Genomic DNA, 26,533 nt, shown 5'->3' with positions numbered 1-26,533 from the left:
TCCTTATTTTTTTAAAAAATATGCCATAATTTTAACAAAGAAAAGGAGAGAAAATGCAAAAAGTTATAGATAATTTTAAAGATTTATGCAAAATTCCGCATTGTAGCTATGAGACTGAAGAAATGAAAGAATTTTTAATTAATTATTCTAAAGATAAAAATTTTATAGTTAATGTAGACGAAGCCGGAAATATTCACGCTATTAAAGGTAATCCTAAAATTTGTTTACAAAGCCATTACGATATGGTATGCATGGGAGATGCGCCTAAAGTGGATGTTTATGAAGAAAATGGATATTTAAAAGCCAAAAATTCAAGTCTAGGTGCAGATAATGGCATAGGAATAGCAATCATGATGAGCGCGATGAATCAATTTGAAAATCTAGAATGTCTTTTTACTAATAATGAAGAAGTTGGTCTTATGGGGGTTAATTCTTTAGAGCATACTATACAATCAAAGATGCTTTTAAATTTAGATCACGAAAGTGATAATGAGATTATGATAGGTTGTGCCGGTGGTGTTGATATAGAATCGACTTTACATTATAAAAATATAAAAAGTAAAGGCAAAATTTATGAATTGCAAGCACAAAATTTTAAAGGTGGTCATTCAGGAATTAATATCATAAATAATGAAAAAAGCTCTATTAAAGAAATGGCAAAATTTATAAAACAAAATCATGGAAAAATTATATTTTTTGAAGGTGGGGAAAGAGTTAATTCTATACCAAAACATGCCAAAGCTCTAGTATGTTTTGAAAATGAAGTCAAGGGAAATGAATGGATAAAATGTGAATTTAAAGGTGAAAAAGAATTTGAATTTTGCGATCAAAGTGATAAACTTTTAGATACTATCAATAGTTTTTCTCATGGAGTTAGAGCCTATAATGAAACCTTAGGAATAGTTCAAACTAGTATCAATCTTGCAACCTTAAAAATGCAAAACAATCAAATAGAATTTGCACTTTTTGCAAGATCTAATACTTTAGATGATTTAAAACAAATTGAATTTGAAACCTTAGAATTTTTTAAAGCTTTTGGTTATCAAAGCAAAAGCTTTAATTTTTATCCACCTTGGGAAGGCAAACCTAATGCTCTAAGCGACTTAGTTTTTAAAGCTTTAAAAAAAGTATCTCCAGAGGCTAAAATTTCAGCTATTCATGCGGGGCTTGAATGCGGGATCATAGAAAAAAAACAAAAATTATTATGCGCCTCTATAGGCCCAAACATTTATAATCCTCACTCTACCGATGAACGTTGTGAAATAGCTTCTGTAGAAAAAATTTCTAAAGTTGTTTTTGAAGTTTTGCAAAATCTCAATTAATTTTTAATTTTCTTTGTATGTTTTTTCAATAAAAACATACAAAACAAGGAACACATTCCTACAAAAACAAAATAAAATCCTAAATATTTTTTATATAAAAAATCAATTATAAAAGGTATAAGAAAAGCTAAAAAAGCATAAGAAATATTATAAGCAAAACTTAATCCACTTAATTTAATTTCATTTTTAAAGATTTGAGTCATGAAAACAGGTGCAAAGGTAATAATACCTTGCGAAAAACAAACGATTAGAAAATACCATAAAAATTGCTGATTATAAAAACTAAATAAAATTCCAAAAAACATTAAACTTATGCTAAAAAAAGAACAAATTTTATAGCTTCCCCATTTACTAGCTAAAAATCCTTGAACTATAGATCCAAAAATCACGGATAAAATTCCAAAATTTTGCATCCATAAACCTTGAGATGGGTCAAAATTAAATATTGATGAAAAATATTTTGGCAAAATCATTAAAGTTGCAATGCCGCTTGTTAAAACTATAGTCATTAAAAAACAAATAAACATACTCATTTTATGCGTTTTTAAGGCATGTTTTAATGGAAAATTTACAAGTTGTTTTCGAATCTTTAATTTTAAAAATTCTGGAGTTTCATCTATTTTTTTTCTTAATGATAAAATAAAAATTCCAAATATTCCAGCCAAAATAAAGGGAAGTCTCCATGCATATTGCTCCACTTGTTCCTTAGAAAAATAATTATCTAAAATTAAAACTGTAAAATTTCCCAATAATAAACCTAAAGTTAAAGCAGCAGAGGCAAAACCAAGAAAAATAGGAATTTTATTTCCTTTTACAAATTCACTGATATAAACCCAAGCTCCACTTACCTCAACTCCTATAGCTAAACCTTGTAAAATACGAATTAAAAATAAGGCAAAAGTAGAATACAATCCTATCATTTCATAAGTAGGCAAAAAAGCTAAAAAAAAACTAGGTGCAACCATAAAAAAAATAGACAGATAAAAGATATTTTTACGACCGTATCTATCTCCAAAATGTGCCATTATTATAGCTCCAAATGGACGAACTAAGTAAGCTATTCCAAAAGAAATATAGGTATTTATTTGAGTCCAAAAAAAATTATTTTGCGGAAAAAAAATCTTAGAAAAAATATCTAAAAAAAACACAAAAAGAACAAAATCATAAAATTCTAATGCTCCACCTAAAGACGCATAAGCAATATTTTTATATTTTTTTTGCATATTTTTATACAATAAAGGAGAAACCTTTATTGTATTTTACCGCCTTCAATAACCACATCATCAGCTTGAACATCATCTCCAAAATGCTGCTTTAATGTTTCATCATAAGCTTTGTGAAAGAAATGTTCCCCACCTAATTTAATAATTAAATTATCGATAAATTGCTTAAGTTCTTTATCACCTTTTTTAACCGCAGGAGCTATAACATCCTTATTTCCCAATTCTTTGATGGCCATTTTAAATTGAGGGTGATCTTTTACCCAAGCAAAAAGTAAAGTATTATCATGGCTTAAAGCATCTCCTCTTTTGTCCATTAAAGCTGCAAAAGTTTCAGTATTTTGATCGTATTTTAAGGTTTTTATATTAGGATAATTTTTTGAAAAATATGCATCCGCTGTTGTGCCTTTATTTATAAGCAAGATTTTATCTTTTAAATCCTCTATACTATGAATTGTACTATCTTTTGGAGCAACAACCCCTAAAGCTACTTTCATATAAGGTAAACAAAAATCTACCTGCTCTGCTCTTTCTGGGGTTTGGGTAAAATTAGCTAAAATAATATCAACCTTATTTGATTTTAAAAACTCTACCCTATTAGCAGCTTCAACAAGCACAAATTGAACTTTATTTTCATCTCCTAAAAGTTCTTTTGCTATGCGTTTTGCCAAATAAACATCATAACCTTGATTTTTACCTTTTTCATCTACATAACCAAAAGGAGGTTTATCTCCAAACACACCTATTCTTACAATTCCATTTTGCTTAATTTTTTCAAGAGAATTAATCTGTTTTGAATTTTCTCCACAAGCACTTAAAAATATAGCTATTATAGCTGTAAAAATACTCAAGAATATTTTTTTCATTTATTATCTCCATAATCATTTAATTAAGAAAAATTATAACAAATTATTATACTTAAAAATTTTTAATTTTTTATTCTGTTTTTTACATGAAATCTAAAAGTTTATTGTTATAATTTTATTTTAAAAAAAATAAAAATAAGGAAAATTATGAAAAAAAATCTCATGCTTGGTGCAAGTTTAGCTTTATTTGTGGCATGTAGTGATAATTCACTAGATCAATCTATCGTAAAAAAATATGAAAATACCTTAAATACACAAATTAAAGAGGAACAAAATTTAACTAAAGACTTTTTTAAATTCAATGATTTTAAATGCCAAAGCGATGGCAATTCTATAAAGTGCATGAGCCCTAATTTAGAAGTTTTTGATCCTAATCATAAAAAAATATTTGAAATTGAAAATATAGAATATAAATCCAATGAAATTTATACAGGAGATAAAAAAGAACTTATTTCTTTTCAAGAATTATTAAATTTTTTACTTTCTAAAAATGAAAAATTACAAGATGAAATTATCTTAAAAAACTTAAAATTAAGCGATGAAATAATTGATCAAATAAACAAAATACATTTAAATAAAAATCAAAAAATAAATGATTATCTTAAAGAACTAATTTCCAATCCTTTTACAATATCATTTAAAAATTTAAATTCTAAAAAGAATGATGAAAATTATAATTATCTTTTCAGTTTTAATGTCCAAGGTAATAATCAACTCAATTTCAACCTTAATATTAATCTAGATTATAAATCTAAATTCTTAGATATATTGGATTCTCTAGGGCTTAAGTACGATACAAATTCGCTTTCAATTAAAAATATTGATGAAAATAACACAAGTATTGATAATTTTAAATCTATACTTCCTCAAATACAAGAAAATATTATTATTCACGATGCAAAACTCACGTTGTCTTTGGATACAAAAGAAGTTTTTAAAGACTATATTGAAATGGCTAATTCTATACTTAAAATAGCCAAAGATCAAAGTAAAGATGAAAAACAAACTTTAATAATTGACAAAGCTTTGCAAGCACTCGAAAAAATTACTCAAGATCCAACTTATAAACTTAATATAGAAGTATTTTTTAAAGATATTCCTTTAAGCACATATCCTCAAGAACAAGCAAAGATTATAAAAAAAATAACTATCAATGGAATAGACTTTACTGACTTAACAATGATGTTTAATAATTCTATTTATGGATTACCATATTAAAATGGAGAAAAACTCCATTTTAATGTTCTAAAAGGATTATTATGAAAATTTTATTTTCTCCGAGTGAAGGAAAAGATGAAAATTGTACGCAAAAACCGATTAATGAAAATTCATTCATATTTAAAGAATTATTTGCTTATAGAATGCAAGCTCTAGATAAATATGAAAAATATATTCAAGATTGCAATTTAGAGGATTTAAAAGAACTTTTTGGGATAAAAAATGAGAGTGAAATAAACAAATTCAAACACGATTTAAGAAAAGCTTCCACTCAAAGCGCCATAACACTTTATAATGGCGTGAGTTACGAATATCTGAAATTTAATTCTTTAAATCTTGAAAGCCAAAACTATATCTTAGAAAATACCCTTATATTTTCCAATCTTTTTGGAGTTGTAAAGGCTAGCGATACTCTTCCTTTTTACAAATTTAAACAAGGCAAAAAACTTGGAAATTTTAATATAGAAAAATTTTATAAAGAGTATTTTAGCAATGCTTTAGATGAGTATTTAAAAAATGAAGAAATTCTTGATTTAAGAGCAGGATTTTATGATAAATTTTACATTCCTAAAAAGAAATTTTTTACCTATAAATTTATAAAAAATGGAAAAGTAGTTAGTCATTTTGCAAAAGCTTATAGAGGAATTTTACTTGCTTTGTGTGCAAATATAAAAGCTAAAAAAAATCAAGAAGTATTAGATAATCTTCCATCAAACCTTAAGCTCAAAGAAATTCAAATTAAAGGCTTGAAAGAAGAAATTATACTTGAAATATCAGATTCTATTTGAGATATTTTAAAACTAAACTAGCATAATAACTTGCCGCTCTAGGCAAAAGCTCATCGTTAAAGATATAATGAGAATTATGTAAATATATGTCATTTTCATTTTCTAAAAAGGCATAAGCACATTTTCTCATTTCGCAAAAAAATCCAAAATCTTCACTTCCCATTAAAGGTTGATGGTTAAATTCACAATTTTCTTCGCCAAAAATTTCTTTAGCAACTTCTGATGCAAATTCCACCGCCTCATCATTGTTAATCGTTATAGGGGCTATAATTTCTTTTGAAATTTTAATTTCTACGTCATTTGCATCTGCTATTCCTTGACAAATTTTATGAAGTTTTTCTTCTGTTAGTTTTCTAGTTTCATTATCAAGCGATCTAATGCTAACTTTTAAAACAGCATTATCTGGAATAATATTAAAAGCATATCCCGAATTAAAGGAGCCTATACTTACAACAGCTGAATTTTGCGGAGCAACATTTCTAGATACTATACTTTGCAAAGCTATTACTAATAAAGAAGCTACATAAATAGGATCTTTAGTTTTTTCTGGGGCGCTACCATGTCCTCCTTTGCCAATAACCTCCAATGTATAGCTATCAGAAGAAGCCATCATTGCACCTTTTTTTAAATAAAATTTTTTTGATGAACCAAAGGGCATATTATGCCATCCAAAAATAAAGTCACTATCAAATTTTTCAAACAAGCCATCTTTTATCATTTCATTTGCACCTCCTAAACCTTCTTCAGCAGGCTGAAAATAAAGATTTAAAGTTCCATTAAATTCTTGTTTAGCTAAATATTTTGCAGCAAGCAACAAAGAGCTTGTGTGCCCATCATGGCCACAAGCATGCATTATATTTTCTTTTTTACTTTTATAATCAACTTGGGCACATTCTTGCATAGGTAAAGCATCCATATCCGCACGAAGTCCAATTTTTTTATCATTATTCCCTTTTTTAAGAACTCCAACAACTCCTGTTTTTCCAATGCCTTCATAAACTTCATAACCAAAATCTTTTAATTTTTTAGCCACCAATCTTGCGGTTTGGATTTCATCAAATCCTAATTCTGGATTTTCATGAATTTGATGACGAATTTTTACAAATTCATCTTTTAAATCTACAATTTCTGGTATTAATTTCATTTTATTTTCCTCCTTCTATAAAATGATCTTTTTTAGGAAAAACAAACAACGATGCAACAGCTGAAACCAAAATCAAAATAAACATATAAGTAAAACCTATAGTAAAACTTTTAGTTTTATCTACACTAAATGATACAATTTCAAGATTTAACGATAAAATGATAAAAGTTATTGTCCAAAAAGTACTCATAATATAAGCACTACGGTGCGGATTTGTATCTTTTAATTCCGAAGGAAGATTAAAGAAAAAAGGCCACCATAGAGAAAAAAATAAACCTGATAAAATAGCAAAAAATTCTACCATAATCCATTTTTTTAAAAAAAGCATACAAATTCCACTTAAAAGCATACACAAACTTCCAACTAGAAGCATCTTTTTAAAAGAATAGCCCTTTCTTTTAAAATAAATTCCTATAAAAGGTCCAAAAATAATAGCTACATTTGCTAAAACAGGAATTTCTTTCTTAGCTACTTCAGCTAATTCTTTAGTAAAGCCTGCATACTCCACATAAAATGTAGGCAAAAATGTAAAAATAGAATTTAAAAATAAAATCGGCCCCATATAAAAGATAATCATACCCCAAGTTAAAGGCGATTTAATAGCTGATAACAACTCTTTTTTATTGTCTATTTTTTCTTGTTTTTCATCTATCTTTTTATCTTTTCCTATAAAAATCCAAAGAATAATTAATACCAAATTAATCCACGCATAAAAAGACAAAGAATAACGCCAATTTCCAAAATAATTTGAAATACTTTCGGCAAAAAGAATTCCGATGATATAGCCAACTATATTTGAATTTGTATTAATACTAATCATAAAATGTAAACTTTTCTTTTCAAACCATTGTTGAGTAATAGGAACCAAACATACTAATGCACAAGCTGAACCAAGCCCCATTAAAAAACGTACTATTAAAATTCCCAGATAGCTTTCTATAAAAGCTAAAAACACACTTGAACTCATCAAAAGACAACCTAAAAAATATCCTTTCTTAAGTCCGAATTTATAAATTAAAAAAGCTGTAAAAGAAGCACCAAAAATTTTTGCGACAACAACAATACTTGTAATTAAAGTTGCTTTTTGATTATCTAATCCCAAATCCGCTTTTATAAGAGGCATCAAAGATCCAGTAGAAGCCCAAGAAGCACTAAAAACAGCATAAACACTAAATATAATAAAAGCAACGCCTATACGCTGCATATTAAATAAAAATGAATTTTGCACAAATACTCCTTATTTTGTTGATGCAATTTTTATAATATTTTTTGCCACCTCAAAACTTTGATAAAAAGATTTTAAAGGTAAAAATTCGAACGCGGAATGAAAATTATGCGCCCCAGTAAAAAAATTTGGCATAAATAAACCTTTTAAAGCTAAAGCGCTCCCATCAGTTCCTCCTCTCATAGGAAAAGTTTTTGGTTTTATATTACATTCATTAAAAGCTTGATGCAAAATTTCTAAGCCTATTTTATTATATTCATTCATGCTATCTTTTAAATTAGAATACACATCCTCGATTTTTAAAGTTATAATTGATCTTTTATACCGTTTTTGCATGAAATTAACCACTTCTTTAATATATTGTTTTTTTTCTTCATATTTTTGTTTATTATGATCTCTAATATTTAAATATAAACTTGCTTTTATTTGATCAGAATGAAATTCTTGCACCCAAATATAACCTTCATCATTTTCTGTATTTTCTGGAGTTTGTAATCTGTCAAAACAATTAGCTATATCTATTCCTATTAAAGTAGGATTTAAAAGCACTCCTTTAGCACTCATAGGATGAGCACTCACTCCTTGTATTTCTATAAAAGCCGATCCTGCATTAAAAGTTTCAAATACTAATTCTCCAAGCTCACAACAATCAATCGTGAAAGCAAAATCAGGCTTAAAATATTTAAGATCAAGCATTTTAGATCCTCTAAGCCCTATTTCTTCATCAGGAACAAAACTTACATAAACGTCTCCGTGTTCACACTTTTCATGGACTAAATAATGCAGCAAAGTCATGATAGTTGAAATTGCCGCTTTATTATCAGCTCCTAAAACACTAGTTCCATCTGAGAATATGATCTCTTCATCCATATATTTTAAAAGTTCAGGATAATCTTTAGGATCGCATATGATATTTTTCTCTTTATTTAAACATAAAGGCTTACCTTCAAATTTTAAAATTTGAGGTTTTATAATATCACTAAGACCAACATCTACAGTATCTAAATGAGCACAAAAACCCACGCTTTTTTTCTTTGAATTTCCTTTGAGTCTTGCAGTTAATATAGCATTATCTTGCAATAAAATATCACTAAGTCCCAAATTTTCAAGCTCTTTTTTTAATAAAAGTGCTAAATCATATTGTCCTTTCGAGCTAGGTAAATTTTGAACCTTTGCATTGCTTTGAGAAGGTATAGCTAGATAATTAAAAAAATTATCAATTTGAAGTTGTTTATAATTCATATTTTATCCTTAAATACAGAAATTTTAACAATAATAAATTTTAATCTTTGCATAAGATTTTTTATTGAAGAAAGAAATAAAGAAATATTTTCTAAAAGAAAATTCATCAAAAATCCTTAATCTTTGATTAAAATAATTATATAATAGTCAATTCTTAATTTTAAATAAAATTATTTATTTTTTAAAGAAAATCATTTTTTTTTAAGAAAAATGTTATAGTATTACACACAAAAAAAGGAGCAAAGATGCAGCATTTATTATTTGTTTTTTTAATTATTGTATTTTTATTTGCAATTTTTATTATCATTATGCGTTATGAAAGAAAGATCAATCTCTTAAATCAAAATATTCAAAATATCAAAGAAGATATTGTAGAGCTTAAAGAAACTGCAAAAAAAAATAGAACTTTAATTGAAAAAAATCGCTCAAATATAGAAAATATTACAAACAATTAAACAAAAGAAACACTTAGTTTATAAATCATATTATGATTAAATGTCAAGAAAAAAGTTTTATAAGTACTTTTTTTGTTTTTATTTTTATAAATAAAACTCTTTAAAAAACGACATAAAGAAACACTTGACATTTTTCCTTGTAAAATCACATACATAGTATTTTGAGAAATTCCATATTTATAACTTGCACCACTTGGAAAAACCTCGAGATTAAAATTTAAACTATCATAGTAACTATCATAATTCATAATTTCAAGTTTAACAAAACTAATTTCTTTTTCCTCAAATTCTAAAGTTTTAAAAATTTCAAGTTCATCTTTTTTAGAGATCTCCACAATGTCACTTTGGATATTATTTTCATTTTTAATGATAAAATTGGAATTTTTAAAGATTCTAGAAAATGTTTTTGAGGACTGAAATTTTTGACTTGATTCTTGGGTTATATTTTCTTTTAATATAGACTCAATTTCATCTTTATTTTTTTCTTGTTGAAAAAAATTCTCCACAATAATAATATCTTCGCCAACATCAACCTCTAAATGTTTTATAATTTCATCAAAAGAAAAATTTTCATCACTAAATTCCAAAATACTAACATTTTTAGTAATAAAATCTATTCCATCTCTATTAGGAATTTTATCTTTAATCAAAAATGCTTCACTGCAAAAACTAGATTTTTCAATCTCATATTCATTACTTTTTCCCATAAAAACAATTTTCATTATAAAACCTCAGCAATAAGCTCTAAAGGATGTGCAAAAACTACTTTACTTGATTTTTGTTCCAAATTATTAGAAATTTGCATTCTGCAAGCTGAACATTCAGCACTTACAAAATGAGCCATAGTCTGATCAATCATTTTTACTTTTTTTTCACCTACACTTAAAGCTTTATCATAATGTTTCATTTGCATACTTACCCCACCAAAACCACAACAAGTATTAGAATCTTGCATTTCTATATAAGTATAATTGGTTTTTAATAATTCTCTTGGTTCCTTAAAAATTCCTTGCATCTTTCTTGCATGACAAGGATCATGATAAGTAATACTATATTTTTTTTGTTTTTTATTTTTTAAAAGTTCTTTCAAAGAAGTAAATTGATATAAATATTGGCTTGCTATATAAATTTTAGAAGAAATTTTTTTAGCACGATTAGCCCAATCTCTCTCATTTTGCATAATAAAAAAACGTTCATAATCAATTTTTAACATAGCAGAACAAGTAGCTTCAGGAATAATTATCGCATTAAGTTTTTCTAATTTTTTCTCAAAATATTCTATATTTTTTTTAGCTAAAATTTCAACACTCTTAAAATCCCCAGAAAAAAAATGCGCCACTCCACAACAAGCTTGTTTTTTCATCAAATCAACATTAATATTTAACTCTTTTAAAATTTTTAATGTAGAAAAACCTGTTTGTGTATAACAATAATTTGTTAAGCAGCCCACATATAATCCTATAGTCTTTTTTCCACCATTATCTATAAAATCAGGATTTAAATTTAAAAAACTTTTTTTATGAAAACTTGATAAAAATCGACCTTTTTTTATAAAAGGCATTGAAAATTTAGCCCTCATACCTAAATTTTTTTCAAATTCTTTATTTTGAATATGAAAAGCACAACTTTGAAAAATATAACCTAATTTTGCCAATATATCAAGCCATTTGCGATTTTTCAAACATGAAAGTATGATTTTTTTATACCAAGGCATACCAAACTCTTTTACTATGTCAAAACGCATTTTTTCTATAGCATTATCAATGCTTAATTCACTCGGACAAATCTCTACACAATGGTTGCATAAAAAACAAGATTCAAAAACATTTTCAAGTTCTTTATTAAGTTGTAATTTTCCTTCTTTATAAGCTGCTATAAGATCCAAAAAGCCTCTTGGATTTGTAACTTCATCACGATTGATATCATAAATAGTACAACCAGGTATACATTTACCACATTTTACGCAAATATCTGAAATATTATTCATACTGTTTTAGAAAAAACTTTCTTTTCTTCACTAATATTTTTCATATAAGCATCAAAACACATAGCAATATTACGTATCAATAAAACTCCTGTTTCATTAACTTTAATATCATTCTCACTTATATTTAAAAAATCTTCATATTCTTTTAAAGCTTTTAAATCTTCTTTAAAATATTCTTTAAATTTTATATTAAATTCTTCTTCTACTTTTTTTATGTCAAGTCTAAAATTAGCCATCAAATTCATAATTACATATTTTCTAAGCTCATCATCAAAAGTTAATTTTACACCTCTTTCAAAAGGTAGCCTTCCATCATCTATAGCCTTTTCATAGCTTAACATATCTTTAAAATTTTGGGCATAATGCTTTTTTCCCTCGCCAATACTAGTAAGTCCTATACCGATCAAATCTGCACCACCTTTAGTAGTATAACCTTGAAAATTTCTATGCAAAGTACCATTTTCTAAAGCTTTAAAAAGTTCATCTTCTTCTTTAGCAAAATGATCCATTCCTATCATTTTATAACCATTTTGACTTAAAAATTTTTCACAAAATTCTAAAATTTGAAGTTTTATATCTGGACTTGGTAAGGTATTTTCATCAAATTTCCTCATATTTTTCTTAAGCCAAGGAACATGAGCATAATTAAAAATAGCTAAACGATCCGGATTTAAAATTAAAATTTTTTCTAAAGTTTGAGTAAAACTTTCTAAAGTTTGATAAGGCAAACCATAGATTAAATCCATATTAACAGATTTTATACCCCTATCTCTTACTAATTTTAAAGCATTTTTAGTCAAGTCAAATGGTTGAATTCTATGAATTTCTTTTTGCACTTTCTCATAAAAATCTTGCACCCCAAAACTAATGCGATTAAAACCATACTTAGTTAAAACATCAGCTTGTTCTTCATTTAAAAAACGAGGATCAATCTCACAACTTATTTCAGCATCTAAAGTAAAATTTTCAAAAATAGATTTTATTTTTAAAATAAGCTTCTCTAGTTGCTTAGCACTAAAAAAAGTTGGAGTTCCTCCACCAAAATGCATTTGCACTACTTCTCTTTTTGTATTGACTATAGAACTTAAAATATCAAGTTCTCTAAGGATATAATTTAAATATCTCTCCTTGCTTTCTTCTTTTGCAGTATAAATCACATTGCATCCACAAAAATAACAGGCGCTTCTGCAAAAAGGCAAATGAAAATAAAGCGATAAAGATCTATTTTGTTGTTTTAAAATTTCTAAATATTCTGTATATTTAAAATCAGTATTAAACTCTACAGCCGTAGGATAAGATGTGTAGCGAGGTCCAGCTTTGGAGTATTTTACAAAAGCTTTATAATTTCTCATTGTTTTTAACCCTTTCAACCATAGCTTCCATATCGACAAATAAATTAGGATGTTCTTTTTTTATATCTATAATAAGCTTTTCTAGATCTATATTAAATTCCATTAAACCTTCTTTGACACGCTTTTTAATTTCATCCATAGCAACTACCCAAGCATCATTAAAATCTATAGGAATTTGTTGATAAATTGCTTTTTCTAGTTTTAATTCAAAATTTTCTTTTTGAGTTTGTTTTAAACTTTCTAAAATATTTTTTAAACTGCTTAAAGAAATCATGGTATGAATTTCATCATTTTCATCCACTATAAACCAAGGTTCAGGAGAATTAAAATTACCATTTTTAAGCACTAAACATGCTTCATTTTCTTTTTCTGTTTGTTTCATTTCAAAAATAGCTCTATCTTCTTTTTTCATACCTAAATTTTGACTAAATTCATCAATACGTTTTAAACAATTGCTATATTTTTCAAGTTCTTTCATTAAAAAACTCCTTTTATTTTTCTTCTTTATCTTACAAAATTAAATTTTATATATTTTTATTTTATTAATTTTATAAAATTTAGCTTTCATTTTTTAGCATTATAGCTAACTCTTTAGCATGATAAGTAATAATAAGTTTTGCGCCTGCTCTTTTAAATGCTATCATTGTCTCATATAAAACCTTTTCATAATCAATTATACCTGCTTTTTCTGCAACTTTTAACATAGCATATTCACCACTAACATTGTAAACACATAAAGGCAAATTTGAATGAAGTGAAATTTCTTTTACTATATCAAGATAGGCAAGAGCTGGTTTAACCATTAAAATATCAGCCCCTTGTTTTTCATCCTCTAAACTTTCCTCTAGAGCTTCTTTGGCGTTAGCAAAATCCATTTGATAGCTTTTTCTATCGCCATAACTAGGAGCTGATTCTGCCACATCTCGAAATGGTCCATAATAGCTTGAAGCAAATTTGGTAGAATATGCCATAATAGGTAAATTTTCAAAACCTTCTTGATCAAGTACTTGACGCAAAGTTTCAATTATACCATCCATCATTCCACTTGGTGCTATCATATCAACTCCTGCTCTAGCATGAATTAAAGCTTGTTTAGCTGAAATTTTTAAAGTTGCGTCATTATCCACACTTTTAGTTTTTGAGCTAATAATACCACAATGCCCATGATCTGTATATTCACAAAAACAAAGATCGCTAATGATAAAAAGATTAGGAAATTCTTTTTTAATTTCTCTTATACTTCGTGCAATTAAACCTTCATCATCAAGCGCATCGCTTCCACAACTATCTTTTTTATCATTTTCAAGAACTCCAAAAAGTATAATCGCTTTTATTCCAAGATCAAGAATAATTTTACATTCTTTTAAAATTTCATCCAAACTCATTTGAAATACATTTGGCATAGATGGAATTTCTTTTTTTATGTTCTTGCCATTAACAACGAAAAGAGGATATATTAAATCATTAATACTTAAAAAATTTTCTCTCACCATTGATCTTAAATTTTCATTCATTCTAAGTCTTCGAAAGCGTTTAAACATTTTTTGTCCTTTTTATGCTAGAATTGTTTTAAAATTTTAACATAAATTTATACACGAAAGCGACTAATGACTATAAAAATTTCAGAAATAGCTAATTTACCTAGTAAATGGGGAAATTTTAAAATACAAAGTTTTAAAGAAAATGATAAAGAACACCTATGTATCTTTAAAGATGAACCTAAAGGTATATTAAATCTTAGAATTCATTCAGAGTGTTTAACAGGAGATGCCTTAGGAAGTTTAAAATGTGATTGTGGCGAACAATTAGAATTTTCTTTAAAATACATTGAGCAAAATGGTGGTATGATTATATATCTTAGACAAGAAGGCAGAGGAATTGGACTTTTTAATAAAGTAAATGCCTATGCTTTACAAGATAAAGGTTTAAATACTATAGAAGCTAATCATGAACTTGGATTTAAAGCTGATGAAAGAACTTATGAAATAGTAAATTTTATACTTAAGCATTATAAAATTTCTAAAATAAATTTACTTACAAACAATCCGGAAAAATTAGAAAGTCTAAAGGATAAAATTTTAATACGAGTGCCTGTACTTATTAATCCAAATCGTTTTAATAAAAATTATCTAGATATCAAACAATCTCAAATGGGACATTTGCTTTGAATTTGGATTTTTTATACCCTATTTTAGAAAATTTTAATCAAAAAGATTTTGAAGAAAAGATAAAAATTTATCAAAAAAATTTGATCAAATTTAATAAAGTTCATAATCTAACTCAAATTCAAAATATCGAAGAAAATATTATAGATAGTATAAAAATTCTTCATTTTTTTGATTTTACAAAGGCAAAAAATATAGTTGATATAGGTAGTGGAGCTGGATTTCCTGCTATTTTTTTAGCTTTTTTACTTAAAAGTAATTTTTATCTTTTTGAGCCAAATCCTAAAAAAGCTGCTTTTTTAAGAACAATAAAAATAGAGTGTGATTTATCTTATTTAAATATTTGCAAAGAAAAGGCTCAGGAAAATAAAAATAATATTAAGGCTGATGTTATCACGTCTAGAGCCTTAATGGATGTAAAACCTTTAATGCAAATTTGCAAAGATCTAAGTTCTAAAAAAACCATTTTTATTCTATGGAAAGGTAGTGAAATTTATAAAGAACTCAAAGATTTAGAAAATAAAAAATTTAAAATTTTTGAAAACGGGTTTAGAAGATATTGTATTTTAAGTAGCCAAAAAGCTACTTAAAATTATTTTACTATATCTGCGCTAAAAGTAAGATCTACTAAAGGCCAAGAAATTCCTCCATGTCCAGGAGCTGCATCACTTAGAGCTTTTAAAGCTTCTGAGCTATTTTTAAATGCATGCAAATCAAGTTGTCCCTTAGCAACAAATTTATCATTATCTATAGTATAACTTAAAGGAACTATTATACTTTTTTTATTCATGGTAATTTTAGCAGAAATAAGACCTTTATTATTTCCAGCAACAATATCTTCAAACATTACTTTAATATCTGACTTATCTAAGAATTTTGGGAAAAATACTTTAGTAATATTATGTGTAATTACATCATTTCCCTCCCCCATAAATGCACTACTTGGCTTAATCACAGCCTTTGCACCTTTTAAATATCCTACCAAATCTTTAGCTTTTTTGGAAAAATGATATTTTACATCCTTAAACTCTCCACTAACTCCAACCATATCTTTGGTTTTGTAACCTTCAAAATCAACTTTTAAACTATCTTGCTTAAAAGAAAACGCGCTTAAATTTGAAGCAAGCAATAAAGAAACTGCCGCACTAAGTAAAATCTTTTTCATTTTGTTTCCTTTATAATGAATTTTAAAATGACTTTACATTATAATACATATTTTTAAATAAAAAATATTTTCTTTTAAAAATATTTTTATTACCAAAGAATTCCTTTAAACAATAAAGTTAAAAAATATCCTCCTATTAATAAAGCTATCCCTAAAAACAAAGCTAAACCGAAAACTCTAGCACCGCTTTTTAAAAATTTTTTAAAATCTATTTGCAAACCTAAAGCTGCCATAGCAAAAACAATACAAATAGTGCAAAGATTTCTTCCAACATTTACAATAATACTAGTTTCAATCCCTAAAAAGCTTTCTTTATTAGCTAAATAAGTATTAAAAACTATCATTGCTAAAAAAGCAAAAGCAAAATAAGGGATAGTAAGAGTTTTAGCAGTTTTTCCATGACTTGAATGTTGATTTTTTGCAACAAAATAAGTCACTATAAGTAAAAATGGAACAAGTAAAATAACTCTCATCATTTTAATAATAATTGCAATATTTGCAGCTTTTTGATCAAAATTAGCCATATCTTTTGCCATATCTGCAGCTCCTGCAACATTGGCTACTTCATGCAAAATTGCTCCCATATAAACTCCCATGGCATTTTGATCAAAACCAGGAATAAGATCAAAAGCAAAGCCAAAAGGACATAAGAACATAAAAATCAGTCCGAAAATAACTACAGTTCCTACAGCCAAAATACCTTTAAAAGGATCACTTTTTAAACTTGATTCTAAGGCTAATACAGCTGCTGCTCCACAAATAGCGCTACCAGCACCTACAAGCATAGAGGTTTCTTTATCAAGTCTAAATATTTTTGTTCCAACAATAACAGAGGTGATAAAAATAAAAGTTACCACAATAGCAGAAAGAATAAATCCATTAAAACCTACACTTAAAAGTTCAGTCAATGTAATATTAAAACCATATAAAACTATACCTAATCTTAAAAGCTTTTTAGCACTAAAATGAACTCCAGCTTGAAAGGTATGTTGATACTTAAAAAACCAAGGAGAGAGTAAAACTCCAATAATAATAGCAAATGCAGTAGCAGCAAGATGGGTAGCATCTTTAATACTTTGAATATTTGAAAGATACATAGAACAAGCTACGATACATGCTGTAAAAATCAAGCCTTTAATATTGGATTTAATTATACTCTTAAGATGTTTTGCATTCATTAATATTTCCTTTCTAATAAAATATAAAATATTACTTTAATTAATATTTTATTGAAATTATAATTATTTTTATAATATAATAAAAATATATTATTTCAATTTTTATGATAAAATATTTTAATGAAAACTAGTAAAAGGCTAAATCAATGACGATGAAAATTAAAGATATGGAAATTTTTTTAGATCTTTTAAATACAAAAAGTCCTACTTATACAGCTAGCAATTTTGGCGTGACACAATCTAGCATTTCAATTATAATTAAAAATATTGAGCATAGTTTAGGAGGGGTTTTATTTGAAAGATTGGGTAAAAAGTTATTACCTACCCCTAAAGCTTTATTTTTAGGGAAAATTTGGATGAGATTAGTTCAAGAATACCATAAAAGCTTAAAAGATTTGCATAATGAAAATATACTTTTAGGAGATATAAAAATTGCAGCTACTCAAAGCATTGTCGAGCATTTTCTTGGTACTATTTTATTTGAATTTAAATCAGCTTTTCCGCAAATTAAAATACATTTTCAAACAGAGAATTCAAAAGAATGTCTTAATTTATTAAAAAATGGTCATATAGAATTTGCCTTAATTGAAACAGAATTGAATCCGACTTTATTGGAATATGAAGATTTAGATATGCAGTTTTGGAAAAAAGATGAACTCATTGTTGCAAGTAGTGATAAAAAACTTAGCAAAAAGGAATTTTTTATTGACGAATTATTGGATGAAAAATGGATCTTAAGAGAAATGGGGTCTGGTCTTAGAGATAAATTTTTAAATGAAATTGGCTCTACTGCTAAAAAATTAAAAATATTTTTAGAAATCGATAGGATGACCGCTATTAAGGAAATTGTTTTACAAAAAGGAGCAATTTCTGTTTTTTCAAAAAAAACTATAGAAAGAGAATTAGAAAGTAAAATTTTATATGAAGTAAAAATCAAAAATATCAATTTTGAGCGTAAATTTTATACCCTAAAAAGAAAAAATTATAATTTTAATCGAGCTTTAGAGAAGTTTGAATTTTTTCTAAAAAATTACAAAATTCAATAAAAAAATTATAAAAAAGTTAAGCATTATTGTGGTAAAATCAAAGGTTATAATCAAAAGTTTTAAGGAAAAATTCAAATGAATGCTAAAACTCAAAATTTAGAACTTGAAGAATTATTTAAAGAAAATGAAGAAGACTATATCACTTATGAAAAGTTAGTCAAATATCTAGATAAACAACCTACTAGCACTACTGTTAAAAAAATCGCCGCTCTAATGAAAAAACACAAAGTGCAATTATTTTCAGCTGCGGAAATTGCACAAATGAAAAATATTGAAGATGCTAAAAGACTACAAGAAGAAAAACAAAAACTTCAAGATACTAGCCTTGAAAACGAATTTGATCTAGCTAATGAAAATGATTTGCTTGAATGGAGTAGATCTGATTCTCCCGTGCGTATGTATTTAAGAGAGATGGGACAAATTGCACTTTTAAGCAAAGATGAAGAAGTTGAAATTTCAAAAAAAATTGAACTTGGTGAAGATATTATTATTGATGCCTTTTGTTCTGTGCCTTATCTTATAGATTTTATTTTGGATTATCGCGAACCTTTAATTAATAGAGAAAGAAGAGTTAAAGAACTCTTTAAAAGTTTTGATGATGAAGAAAAAAACGGAGATAAACTTGATGATATTGATGAAGAAGAATTAGAAAATGAAGAAGAATTAGAAAATGAAGAAGATACCTCGAAAAAAAACAATAAAAAAGAAGACGAAAGAACCTTAAAAGTTATAGAAAAATTTAAAGCTCTTGAAAAGGCAAAAAAAGATTGGTTAAAAGTTTCCAAAGATAAAGAAAGCGGCGATGAACTTTTAGATAAATTAGGAATTGCATTTAAGAAAAATATCTTGAAAGAAAAATTAATGGATTTAGGACCAACTTCTAAATTAATTAGCGAAATAGTCAAATCAATAGAAACAGCACTCAAGAGTGATGAAGAATTTGATAAAGAACTCAAACGTCTTGAATACCGTTTACCTATGTTTTCAGAAGAATTAAAAAATCGTCACGCCGATATACTTAAAGATATCACAAAACTTACCAAAGAAGAAATTACAGAAAGAGCTCTTGAAGCTACTATGGTAAGTACTTATATGGAAATTAAAAAACTTTTTCAAACAAAAGAAGCAAGTAAAAAAAGTTTTGATTTAGAAAAAGAACGTCTCAAAGAAATCGTAGAACAAATTAAACGAGGTAAAAAAATCTCAGATGAAGCAAAAACTAGAATGGCAAAATCAAATTTACGTTTAGTTGTAAGTATAGCAAAACGTTATACTAATCGTGGATTACCATTTTTAGATCTTATTCAAGAAGGCAATATAGGTCTTATGAAAGCTGTTGATAAATTTGAATATAAACGAGGATATAAATTTTCAACTTATGCGACTTGGTGGATACGTCAGGCTATTTCAAGAGCAATTGCTGATCAAGCAAGAACAATAAGAATTCCTATTCATATGATAGAAACAATCAATCAAATCAACAAAATTATACGAGAACATTTGCAAAAAGATGGTAAAGAACCTGATGTAAATGTTATAGCTAAAGAAGTTGGTTTAAATGTCGATAAAGTAAAGCAAGTTATAAAAATCACCAAAGAACCTATTTCTTTAGAAGCACCAATTGGTAGTGATGATGATGGTAAATTTGGAGACTTTGTAGAAGATAGAAATTCTCTTTCCCCTATAGATCATATACTCAAAGATGATTTAAAAGAACAAATAGATGAAGTTTTGGATCAACTCAATGAAAGAGAAAAAACCGTTATTAGAATGCGCTTTGGTTTAATGGAAGATGAAAGCGACAGAACCTTAGAAGAAATAGGAAAAGAACTTAATGTTACACGAGAAAGAGTACGCCAAATAGAAAGCTCGGCTATAAAAAAATTAAAACATCCTAAAGTAGGTAGAAAATTAAAAAACTATATAGAGGGTTGGAAGTAAAATTTTCAAACTTTACTTCCAATTTAAAGGCATCTTTTTTTCATACTCATTATTTTTGCTAAAATAAAACCACAAATAAAACCAAATATATGCCCATACCAAGCTATATTTACTCCCATCATTAAGGGAATAAAACTCATAAGTAAAATTGCAATAATAATTCCTAAAGTGCTCTTTCTATCTAAAAAAGCAAAATAGCCCATTAAAACACAAATTGCCCCGCTAGCACCTATAAGATTAACACTAGAATCAAAAAAATAAATATATACAGCACTTAAAAGTGAACAAAGTATGCCACCAACAAAATAAATCAATAAAAAATATACCTTTCCTAAATATTTTTCCAATATACTACCAAATTGAAAAAGTACAATCATATTAAGAATAAGATGAGTTAATCCTGCGTGTAAAAACATGGAGCTTAAAATTTGCCAATAATTACCCTTAAAAAATAAAATATTTAGTCCAAATAAACCATAAATACTATAAGGTGTGATAAAATATATTATAATATTTAAAAAAATTAAAAATAAAGTGATCAAATTTAAAACCTTTGTTTAAAAATTGTAATATTTTCTTTAAATTCACATAAAATTCACATAAAATTAATTAGAATAATAAGAATTACATTTTAGGAAATTAACTTGAAATTATTTTTTTTAATCTTTATTTGTATTTCTTTTACTCGCTTAAACGCTGATATTATTATATCTCCAGATAATCTGCCTGACAATATCAAGACTTTTATTAAAAAAAATTTTAATGCTTCCATAGGTATAGTCCAAAAAGATAGAAATTCTTATGAAGTTTATCTTAGCAATGGCTTAGAACTTGAGTTTGAATCTGATGGAACTTGGAAAGAAATAGAAAGCAAATTAGATCCTTTTGATTTTAATTTTCTTCCTTCTAATATTATTGATATTATAAAAAATAAATTTCCAAATATTAAAGCTAGGGAAATTGAGAGGAAAATCAATTATTACAAAATAAAACTTAGTAATGGAATAAAAATTTATATCGATTTTAATGGCACAATTTTACACAAAGGTTCAGACTACTAAATGAAATGTTTTTAAACACTTCATTTTTCTTCATTAAATAGGACTTTTAATAAGAAATGCTGCAAATTTATTAATATAAAATTAGTAGATTTTGGCTTCAGGGAAACATCAAAAAATATCTAAAATGAAATATCTTAATTGTGCTTTCTTTATAAATCGAAGAACAAACTAGTAAAAGTGGATTTTAATAAAATATTAATAAAAAGATTTTATATCCTTTATAAATTCTAATTATTTAACTTATTCCATTCGTATAAAATCTTCTAATGAACAGAATGGATCAATTTAACGTTTATAAATATGAGATTATATAAAAAGTAACACAACAAACGAAAATAAATCAAACCCTTAAAACCAATTAAAAAGCAAAAACAAAGAAACATACAAAGATGACAATATAAGAAATAAACTCATAAAAAACTTCTTGAAAAATAAATTTGATTTAGCAAAAGAATTAGAAATTCTTTTTAATATAAAAATAGATAATGGCAATACAAATAACAATTCTAATAGCAATAACAATAATCCTAACACTAATAATAGCAATTCCAACTCTAATACCAATCATCTTAATAAATTAAGTTCTAAAACTAAACATAGGAGTGTGAATATTAAGGTTTAGAAGTTCGTTAAGTTTTTTTGACTAATAAAAAATAGAGTTTTATTCCAAATACGAATTTTTTAATTATTTAAAATAGTATATATTTCAAAAACAATACAATGAAAAATTTAATCAACCTCTCCGCTTAACTAAACTATAATAATAAATCTTTATAAATACAAATTCTAAAACTAACCAAATCAAAGCAAAAACCCATACGAATAAAAACTAAAAAGATAAATATTTTTCTAATTATAAAACTTTAAAAACCATAGTTACAACTCAATATAATAATATTTTTAAGAATAAAACTTTAAAAAGAACTATTAATTAAAAACATAAAATCAACTTTAACCTATAACAATAAAAACCTATATTATAAACCAAAAACTTTTATTATTTAAAAAGTATAACCTTAACTAGACAATCAATCTTAAGAGCAACTACTATTAATCAACTAACTTTTAAACAAACTATAGAATAAATTCCAAAAAACACTAAAACATTTCTCATAAATCATTGAATAAACTCAAACTCTAAACTAAAATCCTTTTAAATAAATTAAAGCCTAAATAAAAGATATGAAAAATAAAGTATAGATTCTTTTGTAAATAATATAATGGATAGACTTAATAATCTCATAGGACAAACTAGGGTTTAGGTTAAATTTTAAAAACTATTTTTTACAAACACCTATCTTATTAAATCATTGAATAAACTCAAACTCTAAACTAAAAACTCCTATATACAATCAATTCACAAACTAAAACAACAAAAGCTAAAACATACAAAGCATTCAAATAAAAAAATAAAAGACTAATTTAACAAGATCCATAAAACTCATTTTAATAAGACTAACCCTAAAAAGCTTAACTATACAAGACTAACTTAACCATAACAACCAAGAAAAACAAAAACCAATCAAATATTAGCTAAAGCTATATAACTAAACAAGACAAGCAAATACAAACCTTAAACTAAATTCTTTTATTAAATAACCAAATCAAAGATATGAAAAATAAAGATTAATCTAAACCAATCAAACATTAGTTAAAAACTATAATCTAAATTAAGACACAAATAAAACCTTAAACCAATTAATAACTTAAAAAGTAAAATAAATCTATATAAATAACTAAGCAAACTAACATTAACTAAACTTATTATATTAAAAAGAATAAAAGATTAAATAAAGATTATAATTAAGAAGTAGAATAAATTAACAAGCCCGCAATGAGCTACTTTCCCCCTGCCAGTAAGGCGTAGTATCATCACCCACGATGTGCTTAGCTTCTTGGTTCGGGATGGAGCAAGGCGTTTCCACATCTGTATAATCACGGACATTGTTATTTAAATATTCTTATTAAAAATACTTAAAAAACAATGTTAAAAGCAAGTTAAAAACTTTACTCTTTCTTTTTAAGGTAAAAACCTTAACAAGGAAGTGATGCTTATTAAAAAGATAAGCCAAACGCTCTATTAGTACTGGTCAGCTAAAAGACTTTCATCCATTACACACCCAGCCTATCAAACTAGTAGTCTTCTAGAGAGCTTAGAGAAGATTCATCTTAGAGTTGGCTTCACGCTTAGATGCTTTCAGCGTTTATCCTTTCCAAACTTAGCTACGCTGCGATGCTCTTGGCAGAACAACAGCTACACCAGTGGTTTGTTCAACCCGGTCCTCTCGTACTAGGGTCAAATCTCTTCAATCTTCTTACGCCCACGGCAGATAGGGACCGAACTGTCTCACGACGTTCTGAACCCAGCTCGCGTACCGCTTTAAATGGCGAACAGCCATACCCTTGGGACCTGCTCCAGCCCCAGGATGCGATGAGCCGACATCGAGGTGCCAAACCTCCCCGTCGATGTGAGCTCTTGGGGGAGATCAGCCTGTTATCCCCGGGGTACCTTTTATCCTTTGAGCGATGGCCCTTCCACACAGAACCACCGGATCACTAAGACCGACTTTCGTCTCTGCTTGACTTGTATGTCTTGCAGTTAAGCTGGCTTATACCTTTATACTCTACAAACGATTTCCAACCGTTTTGAGCCAACCTTTGTAAGCCTCCGTTATTATTTGGGAGGCGACCGCCCCAGTCAAACTACCCACCAGACATTGTCCCACTTGAGGATAACTCAAGCTGGTTAGCTACCCAAATAAGAAAGAGTGGTATCTCAACAATGGCTCATATACAACTGGCGTCATATACTCAAAGCCTCCCACCTATCCTGCACATTCTTATCCAAATAGCAGTGTCAAGCTGTAGTAAAGGTCCACGGGGTCTTTCCGTCTTGCCGCGGGTAGGAGGAATTTTCACCTCCACTACAATTTCACTGGATCCCTCTTTGAGACAGCTCCCATCTCGTTACGCCATTCATGCAGGTCGGTATTTAACCGACAAGGAATTTCGCTACCTTAGGACCGTTATAGTTACGGCCGCCGTTTACTCGGGCTTCGATCAAGAGCTTCGCTAATGCTAACCCTATCAATTAACCTTCGAGCACCGGGCAGGCGTCACACCCTATACATCCTCTTACGAGTTAGCAGAGTGCTGTGTTTTTGGTAAACAGTCGGGAGGGACTCTTTGTTGTAAGTTTCTTCGCTTTCGGAGTAAATCCTAGTACGAAGCGAACCACACCTTATACCGAAGATACGGTGCTATTTTGCAGAGTTCCTTAAAGAGAGTTCTTCCACGCGCCTTAGAATACTCATCCCACCCACCTGTGTCGGTTTACGGTACGGGCAACATTAGCTAAACTTAGAAACTTTTCTTGGCTCGACGGCATCAGCAATTCTTCTATCCATCCGAAGACTTCAAAAAGCCTGTCAGTTCTCGGAGTATTCTTATACGGATTTGCCTGTATAAGCTCCTACAACCTTCGACTAGCACTTCCATCCGCTAGCTTGCTTAGCCCTAAGCGTCCTTCCATCGCACACTAATGTTGGTATTGGAATATTAACCAATTTGCCATCACCTACCCCTTTCGGACTCGGCTTAGGACCCGACTAACCCTACGATGACGAGCATCGCGTAGGAAACCTTGGGTTTACGGCGTTAATGATTCTCACATTAATTATCGCTACTCATGCCTGCATGCTCACTTCTATTCGCTCCAGCACTCCTTACCGGTATACCTTCGACGCAAATAGAACGCTCTCCTACCACTTGACAAAGTCAAGTCTACAGCTTCGGTACTTACTTTAGCCCCGTTATATTTTCCGCGCAAAATCACTAGACCAGTGAGCTATTACGCTTTCTTTAAAGGATGGCTGCTTCTAAGCCAACCTCCTGGTTGTTTAAGTAACTTCACATCGTTTTCCACTTAAGTAAGATTTAGGGACCTTAGCTGGTAGTCTGGGTTGTTTCCCTCTTGACGACGGATTTTATCACTCGCCGCCTGACTGCTGTGATTACATATAAGGTATTCGGAGTTTGATAGGGTTTGGTACATTGGTGTATGCCCTAGCCCATTCAGTGCTCTACCCCCTTATACTACGACACAACGCTATACCTAAATATATTTCGGAGAGAACCAGCTATCACGAAGTTTGATTGGCCTTTCACCCCTATCCACAAGTCATCCCGGGGCTTTTCAACGCCTATGGGTTCAGTCCTCCACTAGTTCTTACACTAGCTTCAACTTGCTCATGGATAGATCACTTCGTTTCGGGTCTGCAGCATCTGACTAAGCGCCCTATTCAGACTCGCTTTCGCTACGGCTTCGCGTGTGCTTAACCTTGCCAGACACCACAACTCGCAGGCTCATTATGCAAAAGGCAGTCCATCACCCTGGTTTGCACCATAGGGCTCTGAATGATTGTAAGCAAATGGTTTCAGGTTCTATTTCACTCTGATCACCTCAGTTCTTTTCACCTTTCCCTCACGGTACTTGTGCACTATCGATCTGGTATTAGTATTTAGGGTTGGATCGTGGTCGACCCAGCTTCAGACAAAATTCCACGTGTTTCGCCCTACTCAGGATACTGCTAGCTAAAGTTTGGTTTTCGCATACGGGACTATCACCCTCTATGGCTATACTTTCCAGAATGTTCTGCTAACCTCACTTATTGCACATTGCAGTCCTACAACCCCCAATGCAAGGCATTGGGTTTGCCCTCTTACGCTTTCGCTCGCCGCTACTGACGTAATCTCTATTGATTTCTTTTCCTGAGGGTACTAAGATGTTTCAATTCCCCTCGTTCGCTCCTATATTAGGTAATGTATATCTCTATACATTGGGTTGCCCCATTCGGAAATCTACGGATCAAAGCTTCTTGACAGCTCCCCGTAGCTTATCGCAGTCTAGTACGTCCTTCATCGCCTTTACCAGTCAAGGCATCCACCATTCGCTCTTAGTAGCTTACCTTTTTACCTTTTTTTAGTTGATTCTAAAACGCATCACTTCCTTGTTAAAGTTTTTATAATAAGACTTCTTTAATATCTGTCTTAAGACGGAAAGCATTTAAACACTTATATTAAGCAACAATATAAGCTGTGAAGTTTAAAACTTATTCTTTAAAAAAAGAAATAAAGAAAGAAAATTAAATATATTTTT

23 protein-coding genes and 2 rRNA genes are annotated in these 26,533 nt (G+C 28.5%); 10 read left to right on the top strand and 15 right to left on the bottom strand.

From position 1 onward, the window contains the following. Window positions 1-53 precede the first annotated feature (53 nt). Window positions 54-1,322 (top strand): M20/M25/M40 family metallo-hydrolase, encoded by a 1,269-nt coding sequence (locus CMOL_RS02580; RefSeq protein WP_239820592.1) that lies wholly within the window; start codon window positions 54-56, stop codon window positions 1,320-1,322. Here the strand turns inward: CMOL_RS02580 and CMOL_RS02575 are convergent. Continuing rightward, complete coding sequence (locus CMOL_RS02575; RefSeq protein ID WP_239820591.1) at window positions 1,319-2,545, bottom strand: MFS transporter; 1,227 nt, start codon at window positions 2,543-2,545, stop codon at window positions 1,319-1,321. The genes CMOL_RS02580 and CMOL_RS02575 overlap by 4 nt on opposite strands. Window positions 2,546-2,571: 26 nt before the next feature. After that, on the bottom strand, window positions 2,572-3,408 hold the full coding sequence (locus CMOL_RS02570; protein WP_239820590.1) for a cysteine ABC transporter substrate-binding protein: 837 nt from the start codon (window positions 3,406-3,408) through the stop codon (window positions 2,572-2,574). 147 nt (window positions 3,409-3,555) lie between these two features. On the opposite strand from CMOL_RS02570, the gene CMOL_RS02565 reads away from it, so the two are divergent. Continuing rightward, on the top strand, window positions 3,556-4,626 hold the full coding sequence (locus tag CMOL_RS02565; RefSeq protein ID WP_239820589.1) for a JlpA family lipoprotein adhesin: 1,071 nt from the start codon (window positions 3,556-3,558) through the stop codon (window positions 4,624-4,626). Window positions 4,627-4,667: 41 nt separating this feature from the next. Next, window positions 4,668-5,414: a YaaA family protein gene (locus CMOL_RS02560; protein WP_239820588.1), complete on the top strand. Its 747-nt coding sequence runs from the start codon at window positions 4,668-4,670 to the stop codon at window positions 5,412-5,414. On the opposite strand, the gene CMOL_RS02555 is transcribed toward CMOL_RS02560, so the two are convergent. The 3 genes from CMOL_RS02555 to pepT are packed head-to-tail and all read right to left on the bottom strand — an operon-like array spanning window position 5,407 to window position 9,025. Beyond that, window positions 5,407-6,558 carry a M20 aminoacylase family protein gene (locus tag CMOL_RS02555; RefSeq protein ID WP_200283023.1) on the bottom strand — a complete coding sequence of 384 codons (1,152 nt, stop codon included), beginning with the start codon at window positions 6,556-6,558 and terminating at the stop codon, window positions 5,407-5,409. The genes CMOL_RS02560 and CMOL_RS02555 overlap by 8 nt on opposite strands. A gap of 1 nt (window position 6,559) precedes the next feature. Beyond that, entirely contained in the window at window positions 6,560-7,786 is a 1,227-nt protein-coding gene (locus CMOL_RS02550; protein WP_239820587.1) for an MFS transporter, read from the bottom strand. 9 nt (window positions 7,787-7,795) lie between these two features. Beyond that, a complete protein-coding gene (pepT, locus tag CMOL_RS02545; RefSeq protein ID WP_239820586.1) occupies window positions 7,796-9,025 on the bottom strand; it encodes a peptidase T in 1,230 nt (409 codons plus the stop codon). Between the two features lie 245 nt (window positions 9,026-9,270). Here pepT and CMOL_RS02540 point away from each other — a divergent pair, with 245 nt between their 5' ends. Beyond that, the gene (locus tag CMOL_RS02540; RefSeq protein WP_200283013.1) at window positions 9,271-9,480 is read left to right on the top strand and encodes a hypothetical protein; all 210 of its coding nucleotides are present in this window, start codon (window positions 9,271-9,273) and stop codon (window positions 9,478-9,480) included. Here the strand turns inward: CMOL_RS02540 and CMOL_RS02535 are convergent. From CMOL_RS02535 to hemB, 5 genes are all read right to left on the bottom strand, one after another. Then, window positions 9,477-10,205 (bottom strand): DUF5416 domain-containing protein, encoded by a 729-nt coding sequence (locus tag CMOL_RS02535; protein ID WP_239820744.1) that lies wholly within the window; start codon window positions 10,203-10,205, stop codon window positions 9,477-9,479. The genes CMOL_RS02540 and CMOL_RS02535 overlap by 4 nt on opposite strands. Then, window positions 10,202-11,467 carry a (Fe-S)-binding protein gene (locus tag CMOL_RS02530; protein WP_239820585.1) on the bottom strand — a complete coding sequence of 422 codons (1,266 nt, stop codon included), beginning with the start codon at window positions 11,465-11,467 and terminating at the stop codon, window positions 10,202-10,204. Before CMOL_RS02530 ends, CMOL_RS02535 begins: the two co-directional genes overlap by 4 nt. Beyond that, window positions 11,464-12,819, bottom strand: coding sequence for an oxygen-independent coproporphyrinogen III oxidase (gene hemN, locus CMOL_RS02525; RefSeq protein ID WP_239820584.1), 1,356 nt, complete (start codon window positions 12,817-12,819; stop codon window positions 11,464-11,466). Before hemN ends, CMOL_RS02530 begins: the two co-directional genes overlap by 4 nt. Beyond that, complete coding sequence (locus tag CMOL_RS02520; protein WP_200283004.1) at window positions 12,806-13,297, bottom strand: DUF2603 domain-containing protein; 492 nt, start codon at window positions 13,295-13,297, stop codon at window positions 12,806-12,808. The genes hemN and CMOL_RS02520 overlap by 14 nt, the downstream gene beginning before the upstream one ends. 79 nt (window positions 13,298-13,376) lie before the next feature. Continuing rightward, window positions 13,377-14,360, bottom strand: a complete 984-nt coding sequence (gene hemB, locus CMOL_RS02515; protein WP_239820583.1) for a porphobilinogen synthase — start codon at window positions 14,358-14,360, stop codon at window positions 13,377-13,379. A 66-nt stretch (window positions 14,361-14,426) separates the two neighbouring features. On the opposite strand from hemB, the gene ribA reads away from it, so the two are divergent. Together ribA and rsmG are read left to right on the top strand one after the other, a co-directional pair. Further along, window positions 14,427-14,987: a GTP cyclohydrolase II gene (gene ribA, locus CMOL_RS02510; RefSeq protein WP_239820582.1), complete on the top strand. Its 561-nt coding sequence runs from the start codon at window positions 14,427-14,429 to the stop codon at window positions 14,985-14,987. After that, on the top strand, window positions 14,984-15,574 hold the full coding sequence (rsmG, locus tag CMOL_RS02505; RefSeq protein WP_239820581.1) for a 16S rRNA (guanine(527)-N(7))-methyltransferase RsmG: 591 nt from the start codon (window positions 14,984-14,986) through the stop codon (window positions 15,572-15,574). Before ribA ends, rsmG begins: the two co-directional genes overlap by 4 nt. Window positions 15,575-15,576: 2 nt before the next feature. Here the strand turns inward: rsmG and CMOL_RS02500 are convergent, their stop codons facing one another. Continuing rightward, complete coding sequence (locus CMOL_RS02500; RefSeq protein WP_200282995.1) at window positions 15,577-16,149, bottom strand: hypothetical protein; 573 nt, start codon at window positions 16,147-16,149, stop codon at window positions 15,577-15,579. An 89-nt stretch (window positions 16,150-16,238) separates the two neighbouring features. Continuing rightward, entirely contained in the window at window positions 16,239-17,327 is a 1,089-nt protein-coding gene (locus CMOL_RS02495; protein ID WP_239820580.1) for a YeiH family protein, read from the bottom strand. 152 nt (window positions 17,328-17,479) lie between these two features. On the opposite strand from CMOL_RS02495, the gene CMOL_RS02490 reads away from it, so the two are divergent. After that, window positions 17,480-18,373 carry a LysR family transcriptional regulator gene (locus tag CMOL_RS02490; RefSeq protein ID WP_239820579.1) on the top strand — a complete coding sequence of 298 codons (894 nt, stop codon included), beginning with the start codon at window positions 17,480-17,482 and terminating at the stop codon, window positions 18,371-18,373. 75 nt (window positions 18,374-18,448) lie between these two features. Then, on the top strand, window positions 18,449-20,314 hold the full coding sequence (rpoD, locus tag CMOL_RS02485) for an RNA polymerase sigma factor RpoD (RefSeq protein ID WP_239820578.1): 1,866 nt from the start codon (window positions 18,449-18,451) through the stop codon (window positions 20,312-20,314). A 23-nt stretch (window positions 20,315-20,337) separates the two neighbouring features. Here rpoD and CMOL_RS02480 read toward each other — a convergent pair whose 3' ends face one another. Next, on the bottom strand, window positions 20,338-20,856 hold the full coding sequence (locus tag CMOL_RS02480) for a rhomboid family intramembrane serine protease (RefSeq protein ID WP_239820577.1): 519 nt from the start codon (window positions 20,854-20,856) through the stop codon (window positions 20,338-20,340). 102 nt (window positions 20,857-20,958) lie between these two features. Here CMOL_RS02480 and CMOL_RS02475 point away from each other — a divergent pair, with 102 nt between their 5' ends. Next, window positions 20,959-21,375, top strand: coding sequence for a PepSY-like domain-containing protein (locus tag CMOL_RS02475; RefSeq protein WP_239820576.1), 417 nt, complete (start codon window positions 20,959-20,961; stop codon window positions 21,373-21,375). A gap of 424 nt (window positions 21,376-21,799) precedes the next feature. Further along, complete coding sequence (locus CMOL_RS02470; RefSeq protein WP_200282964.1) at window positions 21,800-21,997, top strand: hypothetical protein; 198 nt, start codon at window positions 21,800-21,802, stop codon at window positions 21,995-21,997. Between the two features lie 1,204 nt (window positions 21,998-23,201). Here the strand turns inward: CMOL_RS02470 and rrf are convergent. Both rrf and CMOL_RS02460 read right to left on the bottom strand, forming a co-directional pair. Then, window positions 23,202-23,318: ribosomal RNA gene (gene rrf, locus CMOL_RS02465) — 5S ribosomal RNA — on the bottom strand. Window positions 23,319-23,434: 116 nt separating this feature from the next. Beyond that, window positions 23,435-26,344 (bottom strand): 23S ribosomal RNA (locus CMOL_RS02460). Between the last annotated feature and the right edge of the window lie 189 nt (window positions 26,345-26,533).

The sequence above is a fragment of the Campylobacter sp. RM10537 genome (assembly GCF_022369435.1).
GTDB lineage: Bacteria > Campylobacterota > Campylobacteria > Campylobacterales > Campylobacteraceae > Campylobacter_D > Campylobacter_D molothri.
The sequence above is the reverse complement of the archived record's forward strand: the minus strand, read 5'-3'. Positions and strand labels throughout refer to the sequence as shown.